The following is a 21,513-nucleotide window of genomic DNA, read 5'->3' as shown; positions in this document are numbered from 1 at the left end:
GACGTGCCATCTAAGTATTGCTTAGCAATGATACATTTTAGCTCTCGGCTATATTTGGACATAAAAAGACCCCCAATAATTGGTGTCCAACTATTGGGGGTCAGTTCATAAACATAACTGGCTCTTATGGTTTCTGGTGATCTATTAAGCTAGCTTAGCTTTTAACTTAACTTAACTTAACTTAACTCAACTTAACTTAAATCAGTCTTGTCTGGCGAATAGTGCAGAATCGCCATTGAAGCTGGAGATAGCAGCATTTCACCTTCAGCATGACCTGGTTTTACATTTCGTAGGTTAGTATCGCAGATAGTCACCCAGTTTTGCTCACGGTCACTAGGTAAGGAAAAACGCGCCGGTGCGTTGGTTTGGTTGATCAGATAAATCAACTCGTCACCATCTTTACCAATACCTAAATGCAACGCAACCGAGCTTAAACGGTTCCAATCATCATGTTCCATGAGAGTGCCATCGACACGGCTCCAGAAGATGCGGTTAGAGTTACGCTTTTCGCCACTGAATGCCTTAATAAAAGGCACCATGTATTGCTGACGTGCGGAGATCATCTCAGACAGCCAAGTCTTGAAGTAAGTCTTACGCTCTGAATCTTCCCAGTTCAGCCAGCTGGTTACGCCGTCTTGGCAGTAAGCATTGTTGTTACCCTTTTGAGTATGAGATAACACATCAGCCGTCAGAATATGCGGAATACCAAAGGCGAACAGCAGGCTTGCCATGAAGTTACGCTTCTGTTTTTCACGTGTTGCGACGACCAGGAGGTTTTCGGTTTCGCCTTCAACGCCATAGTTTTCAGAGCGATTGTCGCCGTGTCCATCGCGGTTGTTCTCACCATTCTCTTCGTTGTGCTTATGCTTGTAAGAAACAAGGTCCTGCATGGTGAAGCCATCGTGATAAGTGATGTAGTTGACGGTTAATTTGTACGGCCAGTGCGCTGCACTATATATGTCGCGCGATCCCATCAAGCGAGTTGCAAACTCTTTCAGATAGCCTTGATCACCGCGCCAGAAGCTGCGTGTAATGTCCCTGAGCTTGTCATTACACTCATTCCAACCTAACGGAAAATTACCGACTTGGTAGCCATTCGGGCCGATGTCCCAAGGTTCTGCAATTAGCTTGGTTTCTTTAAGTACCGGATCTTGAGCAACGGCTTTGAAGAAAGCGGCCTCAGGATTGTAATTATCGCCTTCACGGCCTAGCGTTGCTGCTAAATCAAAGCGGAAGCCATCAACTTTAAATTCATTAACCCAATAGCGAAGCGTATCCATCACTAAGTTGAGTGCTGGCTGGTGGGTTAGGTCGACTGTATTACCGCAACCAGTAAAGTTCGCGTAATGACAACCATGTTTAATGTAGTAGCGACTATCCAGTGCTTTTAGGTTGAAGGTAGTTCCACCTTCACCGCCTTCTGCTGTGTGGTTGTACACGACATCTAGAATGACCTCGATGCCATTACGGTGCAGTTCGCGAATCGCAGTTTTGAGCTCATTCACGGCGTCCTTTTCGGCGTAGCGTGGGTCAGGCACCATGAATAAGTATGGGTTGTAACCCCAATAGTTCACTTTCCCCATATCTAGTAGGTGAGGCTCATGCATGCATGCAGCAATAGGTAAAAGTTGTAGAGAGTTGATATTTTGCTGTTTGTAGAACGCGAGTATTTCAGGGCTAACTAACCCTAAGTAACGGCCTTTAGTATGGGTCGCGACTTCAGGGTGAAGCTTAGATAGGCCTTTTACATGCGTTTCAAAAAGAACGGTCTCTTCTCGGCTAATACGCGGCTTGTCTACATCTTGCCAGTCGAAAGTGTCATCAATAACAACACATTTCGCCATCGAAAAGCTTTTTTCATTGGTATATGGCGTGGCGTAATCGAGCGGTTCGTTGATTGCTTTAGCGTAAGGATCTGAAAGTAAGATTGGACCATTTTCAGTTTCAGCAATGAAGCCGTATTTTTGTCCTGCTTTTATTCCGTCGATGAACACATATCGAATATCAGCGTATTCATTTTCCAATTTATAAGTGGTGAACTCATCGTTCTCGTCAAAGAGAGCGAGGGAAAGGGATTTACAGTCAGGAGAATAAATTGAGAAGTTGCAGCCAGTGTTACCTAGCGTTGCGCCTAGTGGATAAGGGCGATCGAGCGTTCTAGTCATTGCTTGATTTCTTGTTCGTTTATCGACATCAGTGAACTATAAGTAAAAAGCTTTGTCACAATAAGGTCAAGCAACTTCACAGAATAATTATTGTTAAAAAAATAATTTACCGATGAAGTTCAAATTATATATTTGAACTAGATCGCACTTATATCGAATAATTAGATCTGTGTGCTGTCTACTCCTCCTAGATTAAGTGATCTACCTCTTTAAAACACCGTTCTGTATGTTTTCTACTCCCCTCTAGTCCCCCTTAATTAACTTAGGGGCGGAGGAAGTCAAACTTGTCATCCCCTCTTAATATTGACTCCGTTGAAACGAATCAGGGGCAACCCTAAACCTCTCTATCTTACGTCCGCCATTACTGCCTTTGGTTGTCGCAAGAGAGCAAAAATATAAAAACCTAAAATAAATCGTCCTTAATGGAGTTAAGAATGAAAAAAGTAAGTTTGATTGCTGCTGCAGTGGCAACTACATTAGCTGCTGGCTCTGCGTTCGCTGTAGATTTTAATGGTTACATGCGTGCTGGTATTGGTATTAGTGGTAATGGCGAAGGTGATGTATCGTTTATGAAGAATGGTATTGGTCGTCTAGGTAACGAAAACGACAATTACTATGAGTTTGGCCTTTCTGAAGAGCTTGAATCAGGTGAGCAAACTTGGCGTGTTGAGTCTATGATTGCTCAAGGCAATGATGGCGCAGCTGGCTGGGAAGACGGAGATTTCAACGTGGCACAGTTTGCAGTAAAAGCAAAGGGTGTATTAGCGTTTGACCGTGATGCGACACTATGGGCCGGTAAAACATATTACCAACGTAAAGATATTCATATTACCGATTTCTACTTTTTGAATACATCAGGTACTGGTGGTGGTATTGAAAACATTTCATTAGGCGATCAGAAACTATCTGTGGCTGTTCTTCAAGATGGTGAGACTGCAGATAGCACAGGTTATATTGCAGATGTCCGTTTAGCAAATATAAAACTAGCTCAAGATACTTCACTGGAAGTTGCATTAGCATACAATTTTGCTACTGAGAAAGATGATAAAACTCAGGATGCTGATGATGGTCTAATGGTAACTGGTATATTGCACCAAGGTTTAAGCAATGGTTTTAACCAGACGATTCTTCAATATGGTACTAGTGGTTACGGTAAACAAGTTGCAGAATTTGGTTCTGGCGCTTGGTATGATCGTGGTACGAGTACTTACAACGATGCTAGTGCTTTCCGTGTTATCAACTGGGGTGTAATTAACCTTGGTGAAGATTGGGAGCTTGGTCATCAGCTATCTTACCACCACGGTATGGATCTAGTTTCTGGTGAAGGTGACTCTGATTTGTACACAGCTGTTGTACGTCCTATGTATAAGTGGGATGACACAATGAGAACTGTGTTCGAAGGTGGTATTTCTGCGGGTGAAGTCGATGTACCTGGAGCAACTAAAGTTAAGCAAGGCGGCAGTAAGTTTACAGTAGCTCAAGCATGGGCTATGGGTGATAGCTTCTGGGCTCGTCCTGAAATCCGTGTTTACGGTTCTTACATCACTGATGATGAAGGAACAACATTTGGTGACAAAGGCGACTCTGACTTCGTCGTTGGTATTCAAGCTGAAGCTTGGTGGTAAACACCTAGCGTAACAAATTCTAAACTGTCCTAATTCATAGCCGGCTTGCGTCGGCTATTTTTTTAAGGAATGTACAATTAAGTTGATCGTTCCCTAGGTGAATAGTTCTCTTTGTGGTAATTAAAGTTAATAAATTTCTTAAAAAAATAACAAAAAGGAAGGGTTATGTATTTTAAAGCTCTGATGTTGAGTGGCTGTGTTGCGTTGGCCGGTTGTCAATCTGCGCAAGTAATCGAGCAAGTGCAAATTGCACAGGCTGAACAAGTTAACTCCATTGCTGGTCTTCAATTTGCTTCAATGAAGCTGCCAAGCTCGGCAATTTTTGATGTAACACCAAATAGCCAAATATTAAACTACCAAGGTATAAATAGCCCAGTCGTCGCGATTGAGCTTCCTGCAAATCGCGGTGAGTATTCTATTAAGATCACAAGCATGATCGATGAGACGGCGTTCGTTCCTAATGCGGTAATTTACGACAAAAACGGTCGTGAGTTAGAGCGGTATGGTAAAGGTAGTTTCAAATACGCGAAACCAAGATTGCACCTGGGGAACCGTTTGGTTGCTGAGAAGGATTTTTACCCGCCAACGACGTCTGAATCGGTTTATTTAGTTATCTATACTGAACAGCAAGATCTAGATGGCTTTACTGATGTGATTCACCCTGCTCGTTTAGATGCAGAAGCTCGTGGTAATTATTTGCCTGAAATGGAAGATATTCCAGTTCCAAATGCTAATGTAGGTAAGATAGAAGTTACAATTGATAAAGCGAGCTTCTTCTCAATTGGTTCATCAAAAAGTAAATTTAATGCCAAACCAGCGGCGGCAGTTAAGCTTGATACGATTCAACCAGAGACACAAACTTACTACCATAATGCAATTCAAGCGGCAGTAAGTGAAGATAATATTCCGAAAGCTCTGAGCTTATTAGATGAAGCAAAAGCACTCGGTATTGAAGGCGCACAAGAAGTATTTGTAAAAGCCGTCAATAAAAAATAATCGTATTGTAAATACTGATTATATTTAACAAAAGGGACCCTCATTGGGTCCTTTTTTATTATCTTCTACAAATGGTACGGCAAGGTTTCTATAGGCTAATAGTTGGAACTGGACATTATTTGAGTATGAATTAGTCCGAATAAACAATACTTCGAGTAAGACATTGCTTGATGAGTGTATATTCCTTCTTAATTATTACGATTTAACATTACGAATTAAAGTGCAAAATAAAGCACTCACTAGCTATTAATTTCTAAGAGTTATCGATATAGAGCGCTGTCGTGTTGTTTTCTATTTGATTCATGATTGTGAATTTTACTAATTGTAGCTCAAGTTACTCACCCTAATTTCGAATAAAGTAAGTACCCAGGTTAGACGTGCAGTTCTAGATCGGGTTCTCCATACTGTGCTCGGAGCTAACAGTTAAATGGCTTGTCCATCCTTTTACAATTGGTATATGCGATGAGGGCTAAGATAAGGTGAAGTTCTGTTTAGTGGCCTAGTTGGTGATTCGTGAGCACAAAAAAAGGGAGACTGACGTCTCCCAAAGGCTAGCTTACGCTGGTTTTATTATCTGTTTATTAGAATCATAAGGTTTAAGGTTTAAGGTTTAAGGCTTAATTCTTGGTTACTGAAACTACGGCTTTCTCCACATTGTCATCTAACTCATGAATCGCATTCAGAGTGAATGTGTAGCTGCCAGCTTCAGTTATGCTCAGTTGGCAGTTACCATCAGTACCAAGGTTGATAGAGCCATCTGCAAGTTCAACAGAATCACAACCAAAGTTAGGAGATACCCAGTCAGCATCCGCAAACTTAAAGCCGTGTCCATCCTTACCTTCTTTAGGCATAGGCACCTGCACTGTCAAAGAGTAAACACCATTAGCAACAAAGCTCATCGCCCAATCATCAGTTGCGCCCCAATCATTCATATCACCACGAACATAAACGGTCGTTTGGCCGTATGGAGGAATGCTAGATACATCTTTATCTGAGTTATCGACTGGCAGACCGACACCTTGTGCATCGCCTTGAGCTTGTACAAATACAGCTGTGGTTAATGCAGGTACTGTGAAGGTTTCAGTAGCAAAGGTTGCGCCTTTCACCGTGTCGTCAGCCGAGTTTTGTTGAACATCGTGAAGTGTAAAACCAGTTGCTCCTGTGATTTTGAACGCTTGAGATTTATCCGTTGAGTTCACTACAGCAACAATTGCATCGTTGGCCGGGTCAAGGTCTTTACCTGTTGAGATACCATCATCGATAGACATCACAATCAGGCCTTCGACTTGATCTTCACCTACATTACGGAAGTCGACACGCTTCATGACTTCTTCTGCAGTGTCTAAGCGGAACAGTTCACTTGAGCTACGGATTTTTAATAACTCGAGGAATTGCTGTTTAGTCAGCTCAATATCGTCTGCGTCTGGTTTAGCCGTACTGTCAGCAATGATAGTTTTGATCAGATCCCAGTTAGCACCATCTTTATCTTCACGTGGTAGGCCAACATTCCAGTTGTTGCCCGTACCATCGAACATTACGCGGTTGTACCAGTCGCCAGAGTCGTAAGAGTCGCGCTGCATCGACTTAGATCGTAGTAGTTCAGAACCCATGTGGATGAATGGTATGCCTTGGCCTAACATCACGGTAGATAGCGATACAGACTGCATACGAGCGCGCTCTGCAGAGCTAGTCCCAGTGGCGATCTTATAAGCGTTGTTATCCCAAAGCGTTTGGTTATCGTGTTTAGAAACGTAAGAGATGTTCTCTGAAGGCATCTTGGTGTAGCCCGCGGGCGCACCGTTGTAGTCAACGTTTTTACCCAGTTTGGTATCACCGTTGTAATCCAACAATACGTATTCTGCTAGGTTACCTGCCATGCCTAAGCGGACAAGATCTTGGTTGTGCAAACGGCCGTTTACTGAGTCTTGATCATCTTTGGTTTCTTCATTGGCAATCGCGGCGTTACCAAAGCCTTGATTGAATCGAAGTGAGTGGTTGCCTTCTGAATCGACGCCGCCATCAAATGGGCTACCGCCGCGTACTGCATCACGTAAACGGTCTGAGAAGGTGCCGATTTCTGTGCCTGCCATATTGATTTGGTTAGCTTGGTCGAAGCGTGCGTTGTTTGCTACTTCGCCAAAGTCCCAACCTTCACCGTAGAACAGAGTGTTCGGGTCGATTTTGCGCACTTCTTCCAATGCTTCGACCATTACGTCTTTTGGTTGGTGGCCCATTAAGTCAAAACGGAAACCATCTACTTTATAGTCGTCAGCCCATACCTTAAGAGAGTCGACCATCAATTTACCCATCATCAGGTTTTCGGTCGCGGTGTTGTCACAACAGGTTGAGTTTTCGACGCCACCTGTGTTTACGTTAAGACGGTGGTAGTACCCAGGGACAATTTTATCTAGGACAGACTTATCGTTCACGCCAGACGCATTGGTGTGGTTGTATACCACGTCCATGATCAGCTTAAGATCCATGTCGTGCGTTGCTTTCACCATTTGACGGAACTCTAGAATACGCTTAGAACCATTAGGATCGGTCGCGTAACTTCCCTCTGGAACCGTGTAATGAAATGGGTCGTAGCCCCAGTTGAAGCTATCAAGCATGCGCAGGTCGTTCATTAGGGCTTGGGCGTCGCCTGTTGAAGGATCATAATTATCGAGTACATCTTCGATGACTTTGTTTTCGTCTTCGCTTCCACACAACGCAGCGGTAGGTTTTACATCACATAGCTTACCAACGGTGTCAGTAATATCGACACGGCTCGCTTCATCTTCATCAACGGTAGCGATATCAAATGCTGGTAAGATATGCAGCGTCGTTAAACCTGCATCTTGCAGAGCTTGTAGGTGTTTGACCGACTCACGATCTGCTTCTGTGAGAGCGAGGTACTTGCCGTTTAGGCTCTTTGTGCCGAGCTTATCGCTGAAGCTGAAGTCACGAAGGTGGGATTCGTAAAGTACGTGGTCTTCGTCTTTTTCTACCGTTGGGCGTTCATATCCAGCCCAACCTTCAGGCATTAATGCTGAATCATTAAGGTCGATAACTTGAGAGTATGCAGAGTTTTTCGACAAACTGAGTGAGTAAGGGTCGGTTACTAGGCGAGTCTCAATGTTACCTGTGGTTGGATGGTAAACCTTCACTTGGTAGCGATAGTAACTGTTGACAGCGTTAGGTACCGCGTCAGTCGCCCAAATCCCCGTCTCAGTGCTTTCTGTCATTGGGAACACTTGTGAATTTTGCAGATCTTCGCTGTATAGGACCAGTTCTACATCTTGTGCTGTTGGTGCCCAAAGCTTAAACGTAGCCGTACTGCCTTCAACAATAGCGCCTAATGCTTCACTCATCGCATTACCAGTGTCTTCGTCAGCAAAGACAGCATCAAGTACACCTGGTTTTTGAACCTCTGTTGAAGAGGTAACGTCGCCATTGGCATTGTAGGCAACAAGAATTATCTGAGATTTAAAAATGGTGCGTAGCGTGTTGTCGTCAACATCGATCGATAAAGCAGGTAGGCTAGCTAGATGACGGAAACGCTCTTTCAATTCAGAGGATAGCTCGCCATCTTTGGCTAGATCAACGGCAGTGCCTCCCAAGATCTCTTTGTCGTTCATGGTGATGCTGTTATCTAGTGCGTAGAACAATTTCACAGAATCGGCATTACCAGCTGCTTCCCAAGCGATAGTATCTGCGTTCAACCAATGCGCTTTTTGACCATCGATATTGACTGGGCGTTCTGAAATTGGGTCGTAGTACAACTCACTGCTGCCATGAAAACCAAACACGCCTTGTGAATCGCCAAGCGTGATTAGATTGATTTTCGAATTTGCACTACCAAACCCTTTTTCGTCGCCATTATGTAAGATGAAATTCATGCATTTGTGTGGGTCAGAAGCATCAGGATTGACTTTCAATACGTAGTAAGCACCGTAGGTATCACTGATACCGTCAGGCTCATAAGGTGCTTCCCAGTTGGTACCGCTTTCGCTTAGTCCCATACCGATTAGATCTGTACTAGTGCAACCTTCGCCATTCCATAGGTGAAGCCCCCAGCCGTCGTAAGTCGAGCCAGAAGCGCTTGCAGCTGCAACATCACGTTTGTAATACACAACGACTTCGTTTTCGCCTGCTTTGTATAAGCCACTGTTGCCAGCATCCGTGTCGCTGTCGTTATCGCTACCACAGCCTGCGATAAGGGTGGCAGTGAAGAGAGGCAGAATCGCTTTGGCTAGCGTTGATCGTTTGAAGCTTCTCTTTTTAGTAATGTTGAAGGTGCGTTGTAGGGTGATGTTCTTATTAATATTTATGTTTTTCACGTTTGATATCCATATTTCATTTTTTATGAAGATGAATATCCTAGTCCGAATGATGGCCAACTATTTGTGATGGCTATATGTAAAGTTATTTTTAATACGTAAAAATAGGAAACCTAGTGTCAGTATCACGCTTTGTATTTGGTTTAAGTGAAATTAATTGGATCAATAGCTCATATGTTCGATATTAATAACCCAAGGCGTAGAAGCTAGGAGTAGATAATAAGGATGAGAGCTCATCCTTATTAATGTGAGGAATGTATCGAATTGAGGTGAAGTTAATTTAATGTGGAAATTAAGTTATTTGTCAATTAATTAAAACTCAGATTGTTTGGGAGTTAATAATGATAAATATCCTGTTCAGATAAGGAAAACACCCAAACCAACGAAGCCAGTGGCTTTAGTTCAAGACTAAAACTGCCAATACTTTCCTCAACGTTTAATACCTGTTGTTGAATACCTTCAATATGTTCATCTAACAAGTAACTGTCATCAGCGATTGTGAGCGTTTGTATAAGATCATTTGGAACGGTTAAGTGAATATTCTCTGTGACATGTTGGCTGAAATTCGCAGCAACTATTGTCACCTCTTGGTCGTCATATCGCAGAAATACGTAAACGGAATCACTCAAGTTATTGCTCTGGTGTAAGTCTCGATATTCACCAGTCATTGAAGAGTGCTCAAGCGAAAAATTCATTACTTTTTGATAGAAGTGACGTAGTTGCTTTTCGTTATCGTCTAGTAACTCACCATCGAACGCACCATTATTCATCCACTTTTGGTGTTGTGGGACGCCAATGTAGTCAAATATGGAGGTTCGTGAGGGCTGTCCAAACCCTGCATTCTCTGCACCGGGTTCTCCTACTTCTTGCCCAAAATAGATCATGGTTGGAGAACTGCTCAATAACGTGCTGACGAGCATCGCAGGCTTTGCGATATGTGGATTGCCAACAAACTCTGGAGAAGCGATGCGTTGCTCATCGTGATTATCCAAGAAGTGCAGCATGTGATGTTCAATATCCATCATCTGATGTTGGATTTCGGGGATGATAGCCGTTGAAGCCTTGCCTTGCATGATGTCTTTTAGACCGTCATAAAGATCAACCTTATCGTACAGGTAGTCCATTTTCCCTAGGTGAATATAGTCGCGGTACAAATGGCGTTGGTACACCTCTGCCATTAAAAAGGCATCTTGGTTTTTCATCTTTATAGATGAATTAAGGTAGCTCCAAAATTCGACGGGCACCATCTCAGCCATATCGTAGCGAAACCCATCAACACCTTTTCCTAACCAAAATAAGGCGATGTCCCGGAATTTAACCCAAGAGTTAGGCACATCAACAGATTCCCAGAAACGGAAATGATCCATGTAATTTCGTTGAGCATAGTCACTCGGTAGCTCTGGGAAATCTTTTGAACCGTCAGGGCGCACACCGTAATTGATCTTCACGGTTTCATACCAGTCGTCAAAACCAGGCTTAACCAAGCGTGAGCCATTACCTGTCCATTTGGCGGGCGTCTCTATAAAAGGGGAGTTTAGGTTAGGGTGCTGTTCACCACCTAGCGGCGTAAAGGCGGGCTCTATGTCTGGCAATTCAAAGGTGCTGCTGGGAATGTAGTAGAAGTTATTGTCTCTGTGGTATTCCAGCGTTGTGTCATCTTGAGCGCCGAAGTCACTGACGCCTTGTGGGTTGTGTAAGCCTTGATAATGACGCGCAACGTGATTCGGTACGATATCGATGATCACTTTTAAACCGTTGTCGTGGCTTCTTTTTATCAATGCCTCAAACTCTTCTAACCGATGGTCAGGATTATTGGCGAGGTCCGGATTGACGGAGTAGTAATCTTTAATTGCATAAGGGGAACCTGCTCGGCCTTTTACCACGCTTGGGTGATCGTCTGAAATCCCGATGTGCTTGTAATCATTGATGATGGCGTGATGTGGCACTCCGGTATACCAAATATGAGTCATACCGAGTTTGCGGATTTCAGACAGCGCTTTATCGGTAAAATCACTGAACTTACCGACGCCATTTTGCTCGATTGTGCCCCATGGAACATGTTGGGTGTTCTTATTACCAAATAAACGCGTAAAAACTTGGTAGATGGCGTACTTTTGGTTGTACATATTTATAATTCCTTTAACTTCCATCATGTTATGTAGGGATGAATGGGCTTGTTTATTCTTTGCAGGCTAACCGAATTACAATATGCCTTACTCATCCTTATCAAAATCTACCGGGCGTAATTGCCACAGTATGTGAGCTGTTGCCCAAAAGGAGTTGATGTTGTCTTCATCTATTCAAATCGTTATCACTTATCTTGTTCTGGTAGCGGTATCTGTGTTGTTTGCGGAAAGTTCTAAAGCGCTGTTGGTGTGGTATTTGGTTATCGGTGTGGTGACGTTTTTTGTGTATGCGAAGGACAAGCGAGCAGCGATCAATGGCAATTGGCGTGTGCCAGAGAAAACCCTGCATACTTTTTCTGTTGCTGGTGGCTGGTTAGGGGCGTTGATAGCTCAAGAGAAGCTGCGTCATAAAACGCAGAAGCAGCCGTTCAGATCTATCTATTGGCTGACAGTGGTAATTAATGTAGCGGCGTTTGCGTGGACGTTAACCCCAAGCGGGCATGCAATTTTTGGTCGTTGGCTTAGCGAGATTATTGGATATCTTTAACGAGAATGATGGCTAGTAGTCGTGCACTAACCATCACAATATAGGACGTTATTTGATTAGAGCATCGGAATTGTCGACGCGAGCAGCAAGCCGGCCATACCATAGTTGAAGCTTTTGATGCGAACGGGTGTTGTTAACCAATGCTGCAGTTGTTTACCTGCCGCTGTCCAGAATGTGACTGACGGTAAGTTCGCTAGCGTGAAGATACCTGCGATGATCGCAAGCTCCCACCATGAACTGCCGCTGCTATACACTGAGAATGCAGTCAGCGCCATTGACCAACCTTTAGGGTTTATCCATTGAAAACTTGCTGCGCCGATGAAGGTCATTGGCTTATAAGCCTCGCTGCTTTTGGCTTTGCCGCTCAATGCTATCTTGATTGCAAGGTACACGAGGTAAGCAAGGCTTAGGTATTTCAGTATTTGGTGAGTAACTGGGTACGCGTTGAAAATTCCCATTAAACCGAAGCCAACTAACAGCAACATGGCTGCGAACCCTAGAGCAATGCCGAGCATGTGCGGAATAGTACGGGCAAAGCCAACATTTGCTCCTGATGTCATGAGCATGATGTTATTTGGACCTGGCGTGAAGGTCGAGACGAACGCAAACAAGGCAAGTGCGCTAAGTTGTTCTAAAGGCATTATGGTTCTCCAGCAATAAAATGAACGAAGTGACTGACCGGTCATGACTTTCACGTGTTGAGAAACATAGTAGGTGGAAAGTGAGGCAATTATGTGCTTTTATTTCCTCTATTATCACTAATTGCACAATAATAAGTACTTATGGATAGATTTGACGAAAGGATATTGCAAGAGCTTAAATTGGACGGCAGAATCTCCAACATTGAGCTTTCAGAACGGATTGGCTTGTCGGCTTCTGCGACCTTAAGGCGAGTTCAGGATCTTGAGCGTAAAGGAATAATTCAAGGTTACCGTGCGGTTCTGGATAATGGGCTGATGGGGGTCGGTTTTATTGCTTATGTTTCGATTGGTTTATCAAGCCACAGCAAAGCGGCTCAGCTGGAGTTTGAACAACACGTCAGTATGGAAAAAGAGGTAGTGGAGTGCCACAACATTACCGGTGCTAACGAGTACTTGCTAAGGGTAGAAACCAAAGATCTACCGGGCTATAAGAAGTTTCATGCCGATGTGCTTGGGGAATGTGCTCAGGTGCAATCTATTACGACTATGGTTGTGATGGACACCCCCAAAGATGAACGCTAGTCGAGTTTTTATTTCAGGAGAGGCGCAGTGCCAAATACCAATCAGTTGTTATTGTTCTTAGATGTGGTTCAACAAGGGTCGTTTACCAAAGCGGCAACTTTGCATGACATGGACAACTCATCGCTCTCTAAACAGATCAAAAAGCTTGAGCAAGATTTAGGTGTTCAGCTGCTGAACCGCTCTACACGCTCGTTTTCGTTGACGTCGGCCGGGGAAGATATTCTCGCACAAACCTATGTGCTGAAAGACACCATCAATCAGATCCAAGGCATTGCAGATTCATACCAGTCAGAGCCTAAAGGCGTTCTGCGAATTACCTCACCGATCTATTTTGGGCAGCAATATCTGCAACCTATCATCACTCAGTTCATGAGAAAGTACCCGGATGTTCAGATCGTACTTTCACTAGACGATAAGATCGCCAACATCATTGCAGGACAGTTTGATATCGCGTTTCGCTTTAGCAAGCTCGTTGAATCGAATTTGATTGCGAAGAAAATTGCCGACAGTAACTTCATGCTCGTTGCATCGAACGACTTTTTGAAAGAGCACGGTGAGCCGAAGACACCACAAGATCTGCTCGCGCTACCTGCTGTGATTTATACCAATGGTGATATGACGGTTGATCATCTACGTATCAGTGAAGAGCCGCATGGCAACACTTTCCAAAGCCTAACGATTCGCGGTAACTATAAGGTGAGTGATGTTCGCACCATGGTGTCTTGCGTGAAAGATGGTCTAGGTTATGGCTTCCTTGATCAATCAAACCTGTATGCCTCAATGAAAGAGCTTGGCTTGGTTACTTTGCTTCCGGATTATCCGATCTCGACGATTGATACCGCAATCTACGCTGTGTATCCACACCGTAAACAGACCAAACTGGTCAAAGAGTTCATTATGACGGTTCAAGACTATATCGGCTCTCCAACCATTTGGGAGAAGATGCAGCAAGGTTAGCTGGATCTCTAATCGTTCAAACATAAAAAAGGAGCCAGAACGTCGAACGATCTGGCTCCTTTTTATTCCTCGGGCTATAGCTGATTTACAATGTAAAGCTTAGCTATAGCTGACGTGAACGGCTCTTGTGCACTAATGCCTATCAATGCTCATGAATCACTTCTTTACCACTTGGGTACGCTTTTGTACCCAACACATGACCATCAACTTCTTTGCCATAGTAGCCTTGGTGGTTGTGGTAACGCTTAGCATTGCCGGCAACATCACCCTTGTATCGAGGATCTTGTGGGCGTTCATGACTATTCACAAATGCAGCCACATCCCAAGCATCTTGAATTGAAAGCTGTTCGCTCTTCCCAAGCGGCATGTTTTCGTAGATGAAGTACGCCGCCGTATTTACACGGTGCATACCAGCGCCCCAGTTGAACGAGTTCTCGCCCCAAAGAGGTGGTAGGTATGAGCGACCATCCGCCCCTTTAATGCCTTCACCATTTTGACCATGGCAGGTTTGGCAGCTGGTTTGGTAAACCTTTTCGCCACGCGCTATCGATGGCTCTTGCTCAGGGTTTGCAATCTTAGGGTAGCCACGGCCGGCCAGTTTACTGCGGTCATCGATTGGGTATTTGCTTAACAGCTCTTCAGGGAGAGGGAAGCTTTCCGCTTTACCACCGACTTGTAAGTCAGCATCGCTGATCTCAGGAACGGGTGTGTCTTGCATGCCGTTCTTGTCTAAGATTCCACCCATCGCCAGCCAGTATGAATAAGCCGTGAGTGCGACCATTTCTTTTGAACCCTCAGCCGGTGGCAGGCCATTCATTGAGTAGGTGAAGCAACCTTGGATACGTTCTGCGTAGCTGTTTACCTTGTCGTTCTTGGAACGATACGCAGGGTAGGCCATGTACGCACCCCAAAGAGGTGCTGCGTTAGGCTTCATGCCCGCTTTCATGTGACAGTTTACACAGTTTTGTTCATTGCCTACGAACGTACCACGCATCTGTTGTGAATCGACAAACAGCGAATAACCCAATTTTACTTTGTCGCCAAATTCCCCAGCAGGGATATCAACCAAGTCTCGTGGCACCAGATATTTGTTATCTTGAGGCTTCTCAACGGCTGGCAGTTCGGTTTGGCGATCGGGCAACTCAGCTTCGGCATAAGCGATTCCAGAGGCAAGGGTTGCGGTAATTAAAAGTAATGTTTTCATGCGAGCCCTTTAGTATCGGAAAGAGGCGAAGTAGTAAGACAGGTTTTTGATCTCATCGTCGGTCAACTTACCGGCGATGTTGCCCATCATGTTCAAATCATCACCCTTACGAGTGCCATTTTTCCAAGCGTTGAGCTGAGTTTGAATGTAGTCGGCATGCTGGCTTGCTAGGCGCGGGAATTTGTCTACGCCCATACCGCTTGGCCCATGACAGGTTGCACAGGCTGGAATGTTTCTATCCCAATCGCCTTGGAATACAAGTTTACGATAGGGGTTATCGATATCAGCCTGTGAGCCGCGCTGCTCTAAATCGGTAAATTCGTATGAAGGCAGTGATGCAAAGTATTCTGCGACCTCACGACGAACAGCGGGATCAGATACACCGTCAGCCATTCCCTTCATGATCGCGCTTTGACGTTCACCACTTGAGAACAGAACCAGTTGATGTTCTAGATAGTCAGCATTGAGCCCTGCAAGCATAGGGGCAATGTTGGGCATGCCTTTACCGTCGGCTTGATGGCAGCCACTACAAGTTTCTGCGGCTTCTGGCATTGGATTGGGTGCTGCTTGTGCAAAAGCGGATAAAGAAAGGCTTCCTAGAGCAGCGATGCAAAGCGTTAGAGTTTGAGTTTTAATTGTCAGCTTAGTCATGAGGCGTCGCTATTGGTTGTAATGCACGCATTTTCGACATAATTGGTTGTTCGCGCTATTGTGGATTTCCACATTAATTCACTTGGAACTTGAGGTGAGTCTCACATTAATAACCTCAATCACCATAATGGTATTGATGTGAACTTCTATAGGTTGATCCAACTGCCGTTTATGAAATGCAAGGGAACTGCCATGTTCGCCTCGGTATAACTGCTTGTTAAGGCTCTTTTATGGCACCGATTGTATAAGCATAGCTGCTTTATGGATGCGGGCTAAAAAAGTTGTGGTGAAATGAAGATTACCTAATGGCTTTGGGCTGATTACTCTATCTAGAGCGGATGCTTTATCTAGATTGGGTACTTTATGTAGATTGGATGTTTTATCCAAATAGGGTGTTTTTTTAGATCAAGGGGACGAAAAAGCAGAGCAATCTCGAATGACGAAGTTGCCCTGTTGTGTTCTCATCTGCAGATCAGATAAGGAAGTGTTTTGACTCTGTGCCTAAGTTATAGCTTACTGAGTTTAAGCTAGACCTTGTAGATCTTAGCCGGAAGCGCTTGTCTGGCTGCTGCGCCCACAACCCAATCCAACATCACGCCTTTGCCTTCTCTCGTCGGATCAATCAAGCCAATATCATTGATGTTAACGCCATCGTTCGACTTCATTTTTACTGGTTGTTGTGTGTCACCGATCCAGTGGGCACGCTCACCGAGCTCTTTATGACCAAAGCCGTGTTCAAAGCCTAATGTTCCCGGTTTGATGCCATCAATCACCATCGCCAACGCATGTGTGGTTGAGCTCGGCGTTTCAATAGCAAACACGTCACCGGTTTTGATACCGGCAGAAGAAGCATCTTGCGGGTGGATGTAAACCGGATTTACCCCCTTGATGGATTCCAAGCGTGGTGACAAGTTAGACACCGCACTGTGAATGTTGGACTTAAAGTTGGTCAGAGTAAATGGCCACTCTTTGGTCGGGAACTGCTCTGCCAAAGGTGTGCCGTCTGCAAGTTTTTGTGGATACCATGTCGGGCAACCCATGTACTGCTCACCACTGATGGTGTTGCGAGAGGTACCGAGCTTTTCATTCCAAATAGCCAGTGGTTTGGTCCATTTGTACTTCATGGTTTCATTGGTGTAGGCATTGGTGGCGTCTTCAAAACGACCGCCACGAGCAAAGATATACGCTACTTTGAGCATCTCTTCTGGCTTAAGCGTTTTGTTCATTACAGGTATAAGGCGCTCTAGACCAGACCAAACGATATCTTCGGCGTCTACATTCGGCACACCACCTTTTACGAACGCCAAGTTAGCAGCCGAGCGCAGGTAGAAATCTTCAGCGCTATGAATACCGTGCCAGTTGCCTTGATGGTCTTTGATTACGTTGTCTCCGAAGCCACCTAATCCCAGTGTTTTTGCTAGATCAATAAAGAAGTTCTCTAGGTTGATGGCACGTCCGTCTTGAGTGCGTGAGGTTTTAGGCTCAACAATCGGCCAACGAGCGGTGATCGCTTTGGTCGCGACGCCATGCCACGGGGTTGCCATGCCCCAGCTTTCGTAGGTCACTGTGTCTGGCACTAGGTAATCCGATAAGGCGGTCGTTTCATTGATGAAGGCATCGATAGACACGATCAAACCAAGCTGCCTTGGATCCTTCAGCTTATCGCCTAGTAAGTTATCTAAACCCGGAACGCCATAAAGTGGGTTCGCCATGTGGTTGATCCACGCTTTTGCGCGGTAAGGGTAGCCATCAATCGCAGCTGATAAATGCTCGGTTAAAAGCGGCGCAGAGATTGGGTACCACGGAGCACGTGTTGGGTAGGGTGACTCGCCTGCGGCAACGCGACGTTTGTATTCGCTGGTCTTGTGATACGGGAATTTGCTGCGAGACAAGAACACACCTTGCGGCTTAGTCTTACCCTTGAACTTGGTAAAGTCGTAACGTGGGCCTGCAACCGAAGTTGGGTAGCCACCTGCTTTCGCCATCGCCCCGCCTTTTGCATTGATGTTACCGATCAGCGCGTTCAGCATTAGGATAGAGAACGAGTTGTAGAAGCCGTTGGTGTGCATGTTGCCACCGTGAGTATCCACGACTGCTTTCGTCCCGTAGCTGGTGAAGCGTTTTGCCAACGCAATAATCTGGTCTTGTGGGATTTCACACTGCTCACTGTAGTAAGCAAGATCATATTTGAAGGCTTCTTCTTTCAATCTTTGCAGAGAAGACTTAACACGAACAGTCTGACCATTGATTTCTACGTCTTGATCGACGAACAGAGCCGCTTCATTCACCTGAATATGTGATGCCAATAGTGACGTTGTCACATCTAGTGCGATAAATCCGTCATCGTCAGACATCGGTTCGCCTGTTTCTAGCAAACCCATATCCGATGCGCGAAGCATACGCCCATTTTGTGGGTGCGATTCGTCACTGATCACAAGGTGAGATGCATTACACCAGTGTGTGGTGCCTGCTTTCTTCATCGCTTGCGCACTTGGGCGAGACAAGAAGTCGTGATTGTAGCGCTGGTTTTCGATGATCCACTGGATCATACCCAGAACTAATGCTGAATCGGTGCCCGGTTTGATCGGTAGCCAGTTGTTTCGATCGCCCGCAGCAAGGCTTGAAGATCCTGCAGGAAGGCTCGGAGTCACTATGGTGTAGCTCAGTTTTCCGTTGGTACGAGCTTCAGCCAGCTGTCTTGCTTGGCGCTTAAACGGGTTACCCGCTTGAGCTGGAGACATACCGATGAAAAGAATGAACTCTGCGTTGTTGAAGTCGGGCTTTAAGTGCGAGAACTTGTCTAGATCGTTCATGATCGCGCCTGAACCTGCGCGGAACGCGTAGCCACAGTAAGATCCATGGTGACCAAAGTTACGAGTGCCGTAGCTGTTAAATGCAAAGCGCTTCAAGATGTCGTCACGGCCTTCATTACCGGCATTAGTCACAAGCAGTTGGTTGGCTTTTGGTCCGTATTCAGGATTGTTCGGATCAAGTGGTGTTTCGATGTCGCGAATCGAACGTAAACCTTCAACTTCGCCTTCACCGAACAAATCACCACCCTCGGTGATCTCAGAGATAAGTTGTTCGTAGCTGATCGGTTCCCACTTGCCTTCACCACGTTTACCGACACGTTTGAGCGGTTGAGTGATTCGGTATGGGCTGTTTTGAATCTCTAACATTCCGTTACCGCGTGCGCAGGCTGTCGAGCGGTTATTGATACCGGATTCACCAGACAAGCCAATGTAGGCATCTTTTACCGGTGTTTTGAACGGGATTTGTTGGTCGCTTGATAGTGGGTGATACGGGTTGCCCGAGATGCGTAAAATCTCATCATTGCGATTATCGATACGTACACGCAAGCCACACAGTGTCCAGCACCCAAAACACATTGATGGTGCCACGCGTTGGTTCGGATTCGGTGAGATCTTACCTTGCTCATCCACACTGTATTCCGTCTCGAGTGAGTTACCGTGATGGATGTGATTGGTTTTCTTACCTGCGGTGCCATCCATAGCACCGTGAACCATATGCTTTGTGGTTGTCGCATAACCTGCAGCAAAAGCTCCAACACCACCGGCAGCAAGGCCTGTTTTCAAAAATTGACGACGTTTGTTATCCATGATGATTCCTCAGACTACAAGCTATGTGAGCGGTTAAGTGGTGAAGGTGTATTTTGGTTTGGCTTCGATGTTGTCTTTGGTGCAGAACCAGTTGTTCGTGTAGAACCAGTAGACACGATCTCAGAGGCGAACAACGCAAGTGCTAACCAAAGACCACACATACCAACAATGCCGAGTAATCCTGCGCTACCCATCGGCAGTTCATAAGGGAATGGGCCAACATCGAAACGTGGAATGGTTTGAACTTCCATCATGGTGACCCAACGTACCGCCCATGCAGAAACTATGGTCGCAAGCGCAACACAGATAATTCCTAGCTTACTTTGCGATAGGCGTTGCAGTGGTAGAACCAAGATCATGCACAGCAAAATGCTGGTGGTCATGATGCCTAAATTTATGCCCCAAGCGTCGTTCTCATACAGGCTGAAGTGACCATGGTTAGATGCCCAAATCGACGTGAGAATGATGGCAAGGCCACCCGTTAAGGTAATGGTTCTTTGTATCAGAGCTAGGTCTGTTGGTTTTAAGTTTGGTTTGCTTGAAGGCAGCAGAGCCCAAATCAACAGCGTTAAACCCGTTGCAGCAAAGAATGCGGTCGTGAACCAAAGCAGCGGAGAAGCCGGTTGATGCCAAAGCGGTCGGCTCGCCAAAATCGCAATCTCTGCGCCTGTGTAAAGCGCGATGCTTAGGCCCGAAATAGCCGTCACAGCAGCGAGCGCAATCATCAGCTTTGATGATATTTGCCATTGACCTAGCGTCAGCCAAGCCAAACGTTTTAGAAGTGGGTTTTCACTCTCTTTCAGTTGTGCGATGTCATCACGCAGGTAAACCCATGCGGTTGCGACAGCCAGACCAGAGAACAAAGGTAGAAACAGAGAGCCCAATGACATCCATGACCAAGGTGTGATGTGAGCATAGAAATGCCACGCACGTCCGGGTTGATGCAAGTCACCAGTAAGCGCTAATGGCCCAACAATCGCACCGATTGCCATCACAAGCACAAGGGCAGAACGAAATTGGTGGCTGGTTGAGTTCTTAAATATCAGTGCAATCAAAAACAGAATAGCGGCCGCGTAAGCCGAACCTATGTAGAAGAAATATTGAACCGCCCACGGTAGCCAAGCGATCTCTTGAGCGGGGACTAACACCTCAGTGATATTCATGCTGTCTCTCCTTGTTTGCCTTGTGTCGCGATTGCCAATTCTTGTTTGCTAGAGGATGAGTTATCGATGGCGGCTGGATCATAAATCGCAGGTTGGCCTTCAATGTGGCTAACGAATCGCTCGTTCATGCCGATATAGAAAACATGGGGGTTGGTATTCTGCTCTGGCTTAAGCACCTTGATGTCGTCTCGATTTTCATTGAGTAGGCGGTTTATCTCACTGTTTGGATCTTTGAGGTCACCAATGACACGCGCGCCACCAACACAAGTTTCTACACAAGCGGGCAGTAAGCCGTCTTCAAGGCGGTGTGCACAGAAGGTACATTTGTCTGCGGTAAGGGTGTCGTTATTAATGAAACGAGCATCGTAAGGACAAGCTTGAACACAGTAAGCACAGGCTACGCAGCGTTCATTGTCGACCATGACAATGCCGTCTTCGCGTTGGAAGGTCGCTTGAACTGGACAAACCTTGATGCAGGGAGCGTTGTCACAGTGATTACAGAGGCGAGGTAACATGAAAGATTTCACGTCTTGTTGAGCCGTCGAACCATCATCAAGGGAGACTTCATACTGTTTTACGGTGGTTCTGAACTGGCCAATTGGTGCTTGGTTTTCAACGCTACAGCCAACAGTGCACGCCTGACAGCCAACGCACTTACGTAAATCAATCGCCATGGCGTAGCGTTTACCTATTTCGCCTTTGCGGTCAGGTTGGTTGTTATTGCGAATGGCTGTGCTTGCGACTGCGGTGTTGATTCCGGCAATGGGAATGAGCGCAGCACCAGCGGAAACCTTACCGAACTGGCTGAGAAACCGTCTTTTCAATGAGTCCATGTTGGTACCTATAAATGGGTATTCTATCTGTTGGGCTCATTGTCAGATTTTGGGCGTACGCGGGGTATTGTGGATTTCCAC

General features: G+C 45.5%; 14 protein-coding genes. 5 read left to right on the top strand and 9 right to left on the bottom strand.

Annotation, left to right across the window (positions count from 1 at the left end):
* Positions 1–191: 191 nt before the first annotated feature.
* Positions 192–2,165 (bottom strand): glycogen debranching protein GlgX, encoded by a 1,974-nt coding sequence (glgX, locus tag NX845_RS14005; RefSeq protein WP_065682241.1) that lies wholly within the window; start codon positions 2,163–2,165, stop codon positions 192–194.
* A 434-nt stretch (positions 2,166–2,599) separates the two neighbouring features.
* Here glgX and lamB point away from each other — a divergent pair, with 434 nt between their 5' ends.
* Both lamB and NX845_RS13995 read left to right on the top strand, forming a co-directional pair.
* Positions 2,600–3,790 carry a maltoporin LamB gene (lamB, locus tag NX845_RS14000; protein WP_017086580.1) on the top strand — a complete coding sequence of 397 codons (1,191 nt, stop codon included), beginning with the start codon at positions 2,600–2,602 and terminating at the stop codon, positions 3,788–3,790.
* A gap of 165 nt (positions 3,791–3,955) precedes the next feature.
* On the top strand, positions 3,956–4,786 hold the full coding sequence (locus NX845_RS13995) for a MalM family protein (RefSeq protein WP_017086579.1): 831 nt from the start codon (positions 3,956–3,958) through the stop codon (positions 4,784–4,786).
* Between the two features lie 617 nt (positions 4,787–5,403).
* On the opposite strand, the gene pulA is transcribed toward NX845_RS13995, so the two are convergent.
* Together pulA and NX845_RS13985 are read right to left on the bottom strand one after the other, a co-directional pair.
* Complete coding sequence (gene pulA / locus NX845_RS13990; protein ID WP_260256935.1) at positions 5,404–9,057, bottom strand: pullulanase-type alpha-1,6-glucosidase; 3,654 nt, start codon at positions 9,055–9,057, stop codon at positions 5,404–5,406.
* Positions 9,058–9,443: 386 nt separating this feature from the next.
* The gene (locus NX845_RS13985; RefSeq protein ID WP_260256929.1) at positions 9,444–11,234 is read right to left on the bottom strand and encodes an alpha-amylase family protein; all 1,791 of its coding nucleotides are present in this window, start codon (positions 11,232–11,234) and stop codon (positions 9,444–9,446) included.
* A gap of 157 nt (positions 11,235–11,391) precedes the next feature.
* On the opposite strand from NX845_RS13985, the gene NX845_RS13980 reads away from it, so the two are divergent.
* The gene (locus NX845_RS13980) at positions 11,392–11,781 is read left to right on the top strand and encodes a DUF1294 domain-containing protein (RefSeq protein ID WP_017090341.1); all 390 of its coding nucleotides are present in this window, start codon (positions 11,392–11,394) and stop codon (positions 11,779–11,781) included.
* 56 nt (positions 11,782–11,837) lie between these two features.
* Here the strand turns inward: NX845_RS13980 and NX845_RS13975 are convergent, their stop codons facing one another.
* Positions 11,838–12,422 carry a LysE family translocator gene (locus NX845_RS13975; RefSeq protein ID WP_029405907.1) on the bottom strand — a complete coding sequence of 195 codons (585 nt, stop codon included), beginning with the start codon at positions 12,420–12,422 and terminating at the stop codon, positions 11,838–11,840.
* Positions 12,423–12,563: 141 nt separating this feature from the next.
* Here NX845_RS13975 and NX845_RS13970 point away from each other — a divergent pair, with 141 nt between their 5' ends.
* Together NX845_RS13970 and NX845_RS13965 are read left to right on the top strand one after the other, a co-directional pair.
* Positions 12,564–13,004 carry an Lrp/AsnC family transcriptional regulator gene (locus NX845_RS13970; protein ID WP_009845852.1) on the top strand — a complete coding sequence of 147 codons (441 nt, stop codon included), beginning with the start codon at positions 12,564–12,566 and terminating at the stop codon, positions 13,002–13,004.
* A gap of 27 nt (positions 13,005–13,031) precedes the next feature.
* Positions 13,032–13,961, top strand: a complete 930-nt coding sequence (locus tag NX845_RS13965) for a LysR family transcriptional regulator (RefSeq protein WP_017094655.1) — start codon at positions 13,032–13,034, stop codon at positions 13,959–13,961.
* Between the two features lie 142 nt (positions 13,962–14,103).
* Here the strand turns inward: NX845_RS13965 and NX845_RS13960 are convergent, their stop codons facing one another.
* The 5 genes from NX845_RS13960 to dsrO all read right to left on the bottom strand — a co-directional run bounded on the left by NX845_RS13960 (position 14,104) and on the right by dsrO (position 21,432).
* A complete protein-coding gene (locus NX845_RS13960; RefSeq protein ID WP_260256928.1) occupies positions 14,104–15,165 on the bottom strand; it encodes a c-type cytochrome in 1,062 nt (353 codons plus the stop codon).
* Positions 15,166–15,174: 9 nt separating this feature from the next.
* Entirely contained in the window at positions 15,175–15,816 is a 642-nt protein-coding gene (locus NX845_RS13955; protein WP_017064226.1) for a c-type cytochrome, read from the bottom strand.
* Between the two features lie 527 nt (positions 15,817–16,343).
* The gene (locus tag NX845_RS13950) at positions 16,344–19,436 is read right to left on the bottom strand and encodes a tetrathionate reductase subunit A (RefSeq protein WP_260256927.1); all 3,093 of its coding nucleotides are present in this window, start codon (positions 19,434–19,436) and stop codon (positions 16,344–16,346) included.
* A 14-nt stretch (positions 19,437–19,450) separates the two neighbouring features.
* Positions 19,451–20,599 carry an NrfD/PsrC family molybdoenzyme membrane anchor subunit gene (gene nrfD, locus NX845_RS13945; protein ID WP_260256926.1) on the bottom strand — a complete coding sequence of 383 codons (1,149 nt, stop codon included), beginning with the start codon at positions 20,597–20,599 and terminating at the stop codon, positions 19,451–19,453.
* Entirely contained in the window at positions 20,596–21,432 is an 837-nt protein-coding gene (dsrO, locus tag NX845_RS13940) for a sulfate reduction electron transfer complex DsrMKJOP subunit DsrO (RefSeq protein ID WP_102448289.1), read from the bottom strand. Before dsrO ends, nrfD begins: the two co-directional genes overlap by 4 nt.
* Positions 21,433–21,513 lie beyond the last annotated feature (81 nt).

The sequence above is a fragment of the Vibrio sp. NC2 genome (genome assembly GCF_025195005.1).
Classification (GTDB): Bacteria; Pseudomonadota; Gammaproteobacteria; order Enterobacterales; family Vibrionaceae; genus Vibrio; species Vibrio splendidus.
The sequence above is the reverse complement of the archived record's forward strand: the minus strand, read 5'-3'. Positions and strand labels throughout refer to the sequence as shown.

Bases quoted from the DNA above. Each gene is read 5' to 3' on its own strand.
- glgX (WP_065682241.1), bottom strand. From the start codon at position 2,165: ATGACTAGAACGCTCGATCGCCCTTATCCACTAGGCGCAACGCTAGGT.
- lamB (WP_017086580.1), top strand. From the start codon at position 2,600: ATGAAAAAAGTAAGTTTGATTGCTGCTGCAGTGGCAACTACATTAGCT.
- NX845_RS13995 (WP_017086579.1), top strand. From the start codon at position 3,956: ATGTATTTTAAAGCTCTGATGTTGAGTGGCTGTGTTGCGTTGGCCGGT.
- NX845_RS13985 (WP_260256929.1), bottom strand. From the start codon at position 11,234: ATGTACAACCAAAAGTACGCCATCTACCAAGTTTTTACGCGTTTATTT.
- NX845_RS13980 (WP_017090341.1), top strand. From the start codon at position 11,392: ATGTTGTCTTCATCTATTCAAATCGTTATCACTTATCTTGTTCTGGTA.
- NX845_RS13975 (WP_029405907.1), bottom strand. From the start codon at position 12,422: ATGCCTTTAGAACAACTTAGCGCACTTGCCTTGTTTGCGTTCGTCTCG.
- NX845_RS13970 (WP_009845852.1), top strand. From the start codon at position 12,564: ATGGATAGATTTGACGAAAGGATATTGCAAGAGCTTAAATTGGACGGC.
- NX845_RS13960 (WP_260256928.1), bottom strand. From the start codon at position 15,165: ATGAAAACATTACTTTTAATTACCGCAACCCTTGCCTCTGGAATCGCT.
- NX845_RS13955 (WP_017064226.1), bottom strand. From the start codon at position 15,816: ATGACTAAGCTGACAATTAAAACTCAAACTCTAACGCTTTGCATCGCT.
- NX845_RS13950 (WP_260256927.1), bottom strand. From the start codon at position 19,436: ATGGATAACAAACGTCGTCAATTTTTGAAAACAGGCCTTGCTGCCGGT.
- nrfD (WP_260256926.1), bottom strand. From the start codon at position 20,599: ATGAATATCACTGAGGTGTTAGTCCCCGCTCAAGAGATCGCTTGGCTA.
- dsrO (WP_102448289.1), bottom strand. From the start codon at position 21,432: ATGGACTCATTGAAAAGACGGTTTCTCAGCCAGTTCGGTAAGGTTTCC.